At 59.0% G+C, this 7,148-nt stretch carries 8 protein-coding genes; 5 read left to right on the top strand and 3 right to left on the bottom strand.

Annotation, left to right across the window (positions count from 1 at the left end):
• The 5 genes from DK847_RS18490 to DK847_RS20465 all read left to right on the top strand — a co-directional run.
• Nucleotides 1–853, top strand: an 853-nt coding sequence (locus tag DK847_RS18490; RefSeq protein WP_146256189.1) for an RHS repeat-associated core domain-containing protein, incomplete at its 5' end; no start/stop codon positions are given.
• Nucleotides 853–1,266: an Imm8 family immunity protein gene (locus tag DK847_RS18485; protein WP_111200024.1), complete on the top strand. Its 414-nt coding sequence runs from the start codon at nt 853–855 to the stop codon at nt 1,264–1,266. The genes DK847_RS18490 and DK847_RS18485, both read left to right, overlap by 1 nt.
• A gap of 57 nt (nt 1,267–1,323) precedes the next feature.
• Nucleotides 1,324–2,661 carry an RHS repeat-associated core domain-containing protein gene (locus tag DK847_RS18480; RefSeq protein ID WP_111200023.1) on the top strand — a complete coding sequence of 446 codons (1,338 nt, stop codon included), beginning with the start codon at nt 1,324–1,326 and terminating at the stop codon, nt 2,659–2,661.
• Nucleotides 2,658–3,119 (top strand): DUF4304 domain-containing protein, encoded by a 462-nt coding sequence (locus tag DK847_RS18475; protein ID WP_111200022.1) that lies wholly within the window; start codon nt 2,658–2,660, stop codon nt 3,117–3,119. Before DK847_RS18480 ends, DK847_RS18475 begins: the two co-directional genes overlap by 4 nt.
• 272 nt (nt 3,120–3,391) lie before the next feature.
• Nucleotides 3,392–3,976, top strand: a complete 585-nt coding sequence (locus DK847_RS20465) for a hypothetical protein (protein ID WP_146256188.1) — start codon at nt 3,392–3,394, stop codon at nt 3,974–3,976.
• 818 nt (nt 3,977–4,794) lie between these two features.
• Here DK847_RS20465 and DK847_RS18465 read toward each other — a convergent pair.
• Genes DK847_RS18465 through DK847_RS18455 form a run of 3 tightly spaced genes read right to left on the bottom strand, consistent with a single transcriptional unit; the run spans nt 4,795 to nt 7,113 of the window.
• Nucleotides 4,795–5,250 carry a GFA family protein gene (locus DK847_RS18465; RefSeq protein WP_111200020.1) on the bottom strand — a complete coding sequence of 152 codons (456 nt, stop codon included), beginning with the start codon at nt 5,248–5,250 and terminating at the stop codon, nt 4,795–4,797.
• Nucleotides 5,251–5,282: 32 nt separating this feature from the next.
• Nucleotides 5,283–5,900 carry a LysE family translocator gene (locus tag DK847_RS18460; RefSeq protein ID WP_245414672.1) on the bottom strand — a complete coding sequence of 206 codons (618 nt, stop codon included), beginning with the start codon at nt 5,898–5,900 and terminating at the stop codon, nt 5,283–5,285.
• Between the two features lies 1 nt (nt 5,901).
• A complete protein-coding gene (locus DK847_RS18455) occupies nt 5,902–7,113 on the bottom strand; it encodes an NADP-dependent isocitrate dehydrogenase (protein WP_111200018.1) in 1,212 nt (403 codons plus the stop codon).
• Between the last annotated feature and the right edge of the window lie 35 nt (nt 7,114–7,148).

Genomic DNA, 7,148 nt, shown 5'->3' with positions numbered 1-7,148 from the left:
TGGCCAGCCACTCACCTCCAACGGCTCCGTGCCGCTGCAGGGCAAGGGCTACATCAACGAACGCTACGACCCCGAAACGGGCCTGCAATACCTCCACGCCCGCTACTACGACCCGCTGCTGGCGCGCTTCCTGACGCCGGACACGTGGGACCCGGATCTGCCGGGGGTGGACACCAACCGCTACGCCTATGCGGGGAATGACCCGGTGAATGGGGCCGACCCGAACGGCCAAAACATCCGCGACTCCCATGACCTAACCAGCGAGAGTCGGGGCCTCGGCGGGGGTGGCAAGAACGACAAGACCTCCGACACCACCACGGGAAAAACCACCGATACCCCGAACGGCGCCGATGATGATGCCTGCCGGGAGTGCAAGAAGGTGGCGGGCGGCATAGGGCCCCTGGATGATGAGCCGGGATGGACGCCCTTTAATCTGCCAAATCGTACGCTCTCAGAAGATGCTCTGGCAAAAGTCGAGCGGATGGGGAAGCTCAATGCTGCATCGCGACGAAATGTCGACAGCTTCTGGGACAAGATTGTCAAACAGGGCCGGATACTGGATAAACGGGAGATAGTTCAGGGTTCTGTCAAAGGCTCTGTTACACGAAAGGAGGCTCTAGAACTCGGCAGGCGGTGGGCGGGCGAGGGAGCGACTGTGAGAGCCGAACCCGGCAAGATTACCATCACCTCGGCCGACGGCACGCGAACCTTTAGGATCAATGATGAGAAGCGAGCTCCAATTGACCCTCGGTCGGGGCAACCACTTAGCAGAACTGGCCTCCAGGCCAATTTCGAGTACAGATCCGCAGGTAAGGGGAACTACAATTTCAATGTTCATCTAGATTTGCAATAATGGGCAGCATCAAAATAAAGTACTTTGAAATATATCCTAATCTATGGGCTCGCAATGATTATGGATGGACGGAACTCGCTGAATGGGTGCCATCAAACCCAGAGGACTTCGATGTATTTCTTTACATCGGAATTGGTCCTGCGGATGATGAAGGCGCAGATACATTTCACCTTACGATAATGTCACGGCGCCACTATGATGGACTTAGTCCAGAGCAGAAGCGAACGCTTCGAACCCGCTGGAAATACTTTGTCGTTGAACGCTATGACTGGCCTGTTATTTGGCGAGAGATCAATCACCGCATATCCAATTGTGACAGGGGAAACTGGGCAGACAGTCTCGCTGAACTGAGGCAGCAGTTCACTTGGGAATTCGAGAACTACAACAAGCCTTCTCCGCCAGAGATGCACTGAGGTCCGGCGAGCCTCGTCGCCGCCATATCCTCCCCCGACCCCACCCGCGCCTGGCTCTTGGCCGACAATCTCGATGCGCCCGGCGAGCGGCCGCATGCGCCGGTCTCGATCTGCGGCGCGCCCGTCAGCTATGACGCCAATGGCAACACGCTCTCCTATGACCCGGACGGTCCGGGCCCCATTGCCCGTCGCGACATCGCCTATGACGGCGAGAACCGCCCGGTCTCGGTCACTGCCTTTGGCACGGCGGCCAGCTTCGACTATGGGCCGGATGGCGAGCGTTCGGGCAAGAGCTTCGTCGGGGCAAGGCACGCCTATCTGGGCGCTGATGCGGAGGTGCTGTTCGGCCAGGCCGATTCACTGCCCGTCGTCACCTCCTGGCTCCACCCCGACATCAGGCGCGAGGGCCAGGCCACCGACGTGATGGTGAAGGACCACCTCGCCTCCAACCGCCTGGCGCTGCGGGTGGGGGCGGGCACCATCCGCTCCGACTACGGCCCCTATGGCCAGCCACTCACCTCCAACGGCTCCGTGCCGCTGCAGGGCAAGGGCTACATCAACGAACGCTACGACCCCGAAACCGGCCTGCAATACCTCCACGCCCGCTACTACGACCCGCTGCTGGCGCGCTTCCTGACGCCGGACACCTGGGACCCGGATCTGCCGGGGGTGGACACCAACCGCTACGCCTATGCGGGAGATGACCCGGTGAATGGCAGCGATGGGAACGGGCACTCCTACGAAGACTCTCACGACAGTTTCATAGACCACCACGGTCTGGGCGGAGGCGGGAAGAACGACCACAGCAACAGTTCCAACGCACCCGGCAATGACAGGAACCGAACGAACGGCTCCGATGACTGCAAAGGGTGCAGGAAGGTGGCAGGAGGGGAGGACTTCCTGGACCCCTTTATGGAAGCGAGCGAGGAAGCCGCTCTTGAACGCGCTCGCCTGAACATGGCTGCAGGGGTGCCTAGTCCAGGGGATGTTGAAGCATACGTCAAAGCCGGACTCATGTCGCAGGAGGAAGCCGCGGCATTTGACAAGATGTGGTCAGCTGGTGGGTGGAAGCTCGGGCCAAACGGAAGCTGGAAGCAGGAGGCGGCACCTCCCAAGATCCCGGTAAACGGTGAAACTGCCTCTACGGCTAGAGGCAGGCAGGCGCACCAGAACTACAAGGATGCCCTCGGTGATGGATACGATGACAGGCTCCGACTTCCAAGTGGAAAGCGGCCTGACGCTGTTGATCTTACCAAGCGAGAAGTGCGAGAACTGAAGCCAGACAATCCGAAGGCGATTTCTCGTGGTCAGAAGCAAGTTGAGACCTATCGCAAGGAACTAGAGTCATTATACGGCGGCAGCTGGAAGAGTTATGTGGATACCTATCGGCCATGATGGACAAAGTGCTATTCAAGAAGAGCTTTGGAAATGTTCTGACGGAGCATGGCTTCCGGAAAAAGGGGCAGAGTTGGTATCTCTACGGTCCGGACTGTATCGTCGTTCTCAACCTTCAGAAGGATGACTTCAGCGCTTTGTACTTCGTGAACTTCGGAGTCTGGCTATTGTCGCTTGGGGATGCTCAGTATCCTCCGGAAAATCATTGTCACGTCAGATCTCGTTTGGAGCGTCTGTTCCCCCTTCATCGAGAGTTGATCCTGGACGCTTGCACATTGAGTTCGGACCCATCGGCTCTTGCGCCCTTCATTGCCTTATTGCATTCAGATGTGGTTCCGCTGTGTCAGCGCTGCCTCTCGATTGAAGGTCTGAAGGAAGAAGTCGCCGCCGGGCGTGTTCCTCATTACGGAGTTGTCCGTCTCGCGCGGTCGGTGCTTGGATTGCCCGAGTGCACATAGCGACTGAGACTGAGGCGGATCACCTCTTCTCGGAAGCGCTTAAGCAACTTGCTGAACTACGACGGGACCTGAGGCAGTCACCCAATCAAGATCTGGGGCTACTCGCGCGAACCAAATCAGGAGTTGCAAATGGGACGACTGGCTCGCAGACAAGCAAATGCAGGGATTTGGTTCCGGGCAGCAACGCCGACAAAGATGGTAGAGGACCCAAGTACTGAGATCTTGTGGAATAAGAACAATAATTCGAAATTTAATGCATAAAGCACTTAATCATGGTCTGGATTTGGCACACACCCAGAGAAGCCGCTGACTTTGGTGCAGTGGACTATGGATTCAACCCAGTACCTGAAGTAAAGGGCCTCACGGAATTTGCCACTGAGCGGATTACGATTGACACATATGCGACCTTCAAGTCGCGCAATTCGGCGAGCCGTTTCAAGGCTCTACACGTCCCTCCTACATCATCAACCATCACTGTTGATCATCTCTGGAAGGAAATTATTCTTTCATTTGTTCCTTGTGAACGCATACAATTTTTGCCAGCGCGTATGATTGCGCGTGGGGGGATCTGTGACGACTTCTCAGTCATGATTCCTTTTGATCGGGTTGTTGGTATTGACAAGCATCGATCAGACATAAGCAGGATGATCGACAACGAACACGGCACACATATATTCGCCATAAAAAAATTAGTCCTGCGACCTGGCTGTCTGGGCGAACTTCATATGGCTCGAGACAAACAAATGGATAGCATGTTGCTGGTTTCGGATAAACTTATGGAAGCGCTTTCAGGCACAGGCCAGGATAGTTGCTTCTCCTCGGTCGATGAATACAATGAGTTTCTCACGTCTATTTAAGAGTGTCTGCCTTTTGATGTACTAAAGTGATTTTGGTAATCTGCGCTGGTGGCTCCGCGACGGGGCATAGCACTTCGAGGATGCAATGATGCAGACTTTGTTCGCTTGTGTTTCGGTTCCATATTCAGTGATCCAGTTGCTGGATCCGTCTAACTACTCAGTGCCAAAAACGATGGATGGAAGCCTAATCGCAGCGACAGAATCCTGCTTGGCGTTGGGTTGCAGGTCGGCGGTCGATGGAAGCACGCGAGTTACGATCGGCGCGGCGGCGCAGGTTGCTCCGTGCTATGAACCAAGATTTGAGGGTTTTATCGATACTCCTTCTCAATGTGTTGAGGTCCAGTTAGTGGACCGTACAACAATTCTCCAGGCTTCAGTAGAGAACCGTCGTACATTTGTTTCAATTTGGATGAACGACGCCAAAGAGCCGGATAAAATAGTTATTGGAATCGACCACTGATCTCAGACCTAGAACACCTGGTCAGATGGCATCACCTTGTTGCCCTCACCTATGACGCCTCAGTGTACACGCTGAGCTAAGTCCCGGATGGTCCGGGCCCCATTGCCCGCCGCGACATCGCCTATGACGGCGAGAACCGCCCGGTCTCGGTCACCGCCTTCGGCACGGCGGCCAGCTTTGACTATGGGCCGGATGGCGAGCGCTCGGGCAAGAACTTCGTCGGGGCAAGGCACGTCTACCTGGGCGCTGATGCGGAGGTGCTGTTCGGCCAGGCCGATCCGCAGCCCGTCGTCACCTCCTGGCTCCACCCCGACATCAGGCGCGAGGGGCGGGTGGCCGCTGCGTCGGCGTGTCTGCCTCACTCATGATCCGGATGCTGTCGGCTTTTCAGTTTGGCGAGGTCTTCGGCAGGGATGTCGTCTTCCGTCGTGGTGCCCGGCAGGGTGTGCAGTGTCGCGAAGGCCGGGAGGCAACCCTCCATGCCGTATTGGCGGGCGGGGGTCACCTGTTCCGGGTGGTCGAGCGAGCCGATGGAAACGGCGATGCGCTCGGACGTGTCATAGGCGAAGGTCAGCGGCGTGCCGCAGTCGCGGCAGAAGCCGCGCTGGACGATCTCGGAGCTGCGGAAGAGGGACGGCTCGCCCCTGGTCCAGTGCAGGCCCGTCTTCGGCGTGCCGACGAGGGCGGCGAAGTAATTGCCGAAAGCCTTCTGGCACATGCGGCAATGGCAGATGTGCGGGTTCTCGAAGGGCGCGGTGATGCGGTAGCGGACGGCGCCGCACTGGCAGCCGCCGGTGGCGAGTGTGTCGGTCATGAAGGGTCCTCCGCGTCAGGCGGAGAAAACTATCAGCTTCGCGCCGCGATCACCACTGCCGCACCGGCAATGGCGGTGCCGGAAACGCGGTTCAGCATCTGCATGGCCTGCGGGCTGCGGAAGAAGCCGCGCGCCGCATGGGCTGCAACTGCATAGACGCCGAGGATGGCAAACAGGATGACGGCGATGAGACCAAGCCCGATCGCATAATCCGCGAAGCTCAGATGGCGGAGATCGATGATGGCCGGCAGCACGGCAAGGTAGAAGACGATGGCCTTGGGGTTGGACAGCGTCACCATCAGGCTGCTGACGAAGAGGGTCCAGTGCGACATCGGGCCCCGGTCGGCGGCAGCATCGAGCCTCGCCGGTTCGGCGCGCCACATCTTGAAGGCGAGGTAGAGCAGATAGGCCACGCCCAGCCACTTCACCACCAGGAAGACGCCGGAAAAGGCGGTGGCGAGGGCCGCGAGGCCCGTCGCCGCAAGCGTGTACCAGACGACATCACCGGCATAGATGCCCAGCGCCTGGGCGGGCGCGGCCTTGATGCCGTGCCCCAGGATCTGCCCCACGAAGCAGGCGAGGCCGGGACCGGGCGAGATCACCACCAGCCCATAGGCGATGGCGAAGACGGCGATCCCGTGCCAGTCCACGTTACCCCATGGCCTTCTGCAGATTGGCGTCCACCGCATCGAGGAAGCCCTCGGTGGTGAGCCAGCTCTGGTCCGGGCCGATGAGGACGGCGAGGTCCTTGGTCATCTTGCCTTCCTCGATGGTCTGGACGACGACCTTCTCGAGCGCGTCGGCAAACTTGCCCAGCTTCTCGTTGCCGTCGAGCTTGGCGCGGTGCTTGAGGCCGCCGGTCCAGGCATAGATCGAGGCGGCCGAGTTGGTGGAGGTCTGCTTGCCCTGCTGGTGCAGGCGGTAGTGGCGGGTCACCGTGCCGTGGGCGGCTTCGGCTTCCACCGTCTTGCCGTCGGGCGTCATCAGGACGGAGGTCATGAGGCCCAATGAGCCGAACCCCTGCGCCACGATGTCCGACTGCACGTCGCCGTCATAGTTCTTGCAGGCCCAGACATAGCCGCCGGTCCACTTGAGCGCCGAGGCCACCATGTCGTCGATCAGGCGGTGCTCGTAGAACAGCTTGCGCTTCTCGAACTCCGCCTTGAACTCGGCGTCGTAGATTTCCTGGAAGATGTCCTTGAAGCGGCCGTCATAGGCCTTGAGGATGGTGTTCTTGGTCGAGAGATAGACCGGGTAATTGCGCATCAGGCCATAGTTGAAGGAGGCGCGGGCGAATTCCTTGATCGACTCGTCCAGGTTGTACATGGCCATGGCGACGCCGGCGCCGGGGGCCTTGAACACTTCCTTCTCGATCACCGTGCCGTCCTCGCCGACGAATTTCACCGTCAGCGTGCCCTTGCCGGGGAAGGTGAAGTCGGTGGCGCGGTACTGGTCGCCGAAGGCGTGGCGGCCGATGACGATGGGCTGGGTCCAGCCCGGAACGAGGCGCGGCACGTTGGAACAGATGATCGGTTCACGGAAGATCACGCCGCCCAGGATGTTGCGGATCGTGCCGTTGGGCGACTTCCACATCTGCTTGAGGTGGAATTCCTTCACGCGCGCCTCGTCCGGCGTGATGGTGGCGCATTTGACGCCCACGCCGTATTTCTTGATGGCGTTGGCCGAGTCCACCGTCACCTGGTCGTCGGTGCGGTCGCGGTTCTCGACCGAGAGATCGTAATAGTGCAGGTCCACGTCGAGATAGGGCAGGATCAGCTTCTTCTTGATGAGGTCCCAGATGATGCGGGTCATCTCGTCGCCGTCCAGTTCGACAACCGGGTTCTGGACCTTGATCTTCGCCATGGGGAAAGCCTTCTGTTGCGCTGCGGAAATTGGTG

The organism is Aestuariivirga litoralis (genome assembly GCF_003234965.1).
Taxonomy (GTDB): domain Bacteria; phylum Pseudomonadota; class Alphaproteobacteria; order Rhizobiales; family Aestuariivirgaceae; genus Aestuariivirga; species Aestuariivirga litoralis.
Note: the sequence above shows the minus strand (reverse complement) of the source record. Positions and strands in the feature narration are given on the sequence as shown.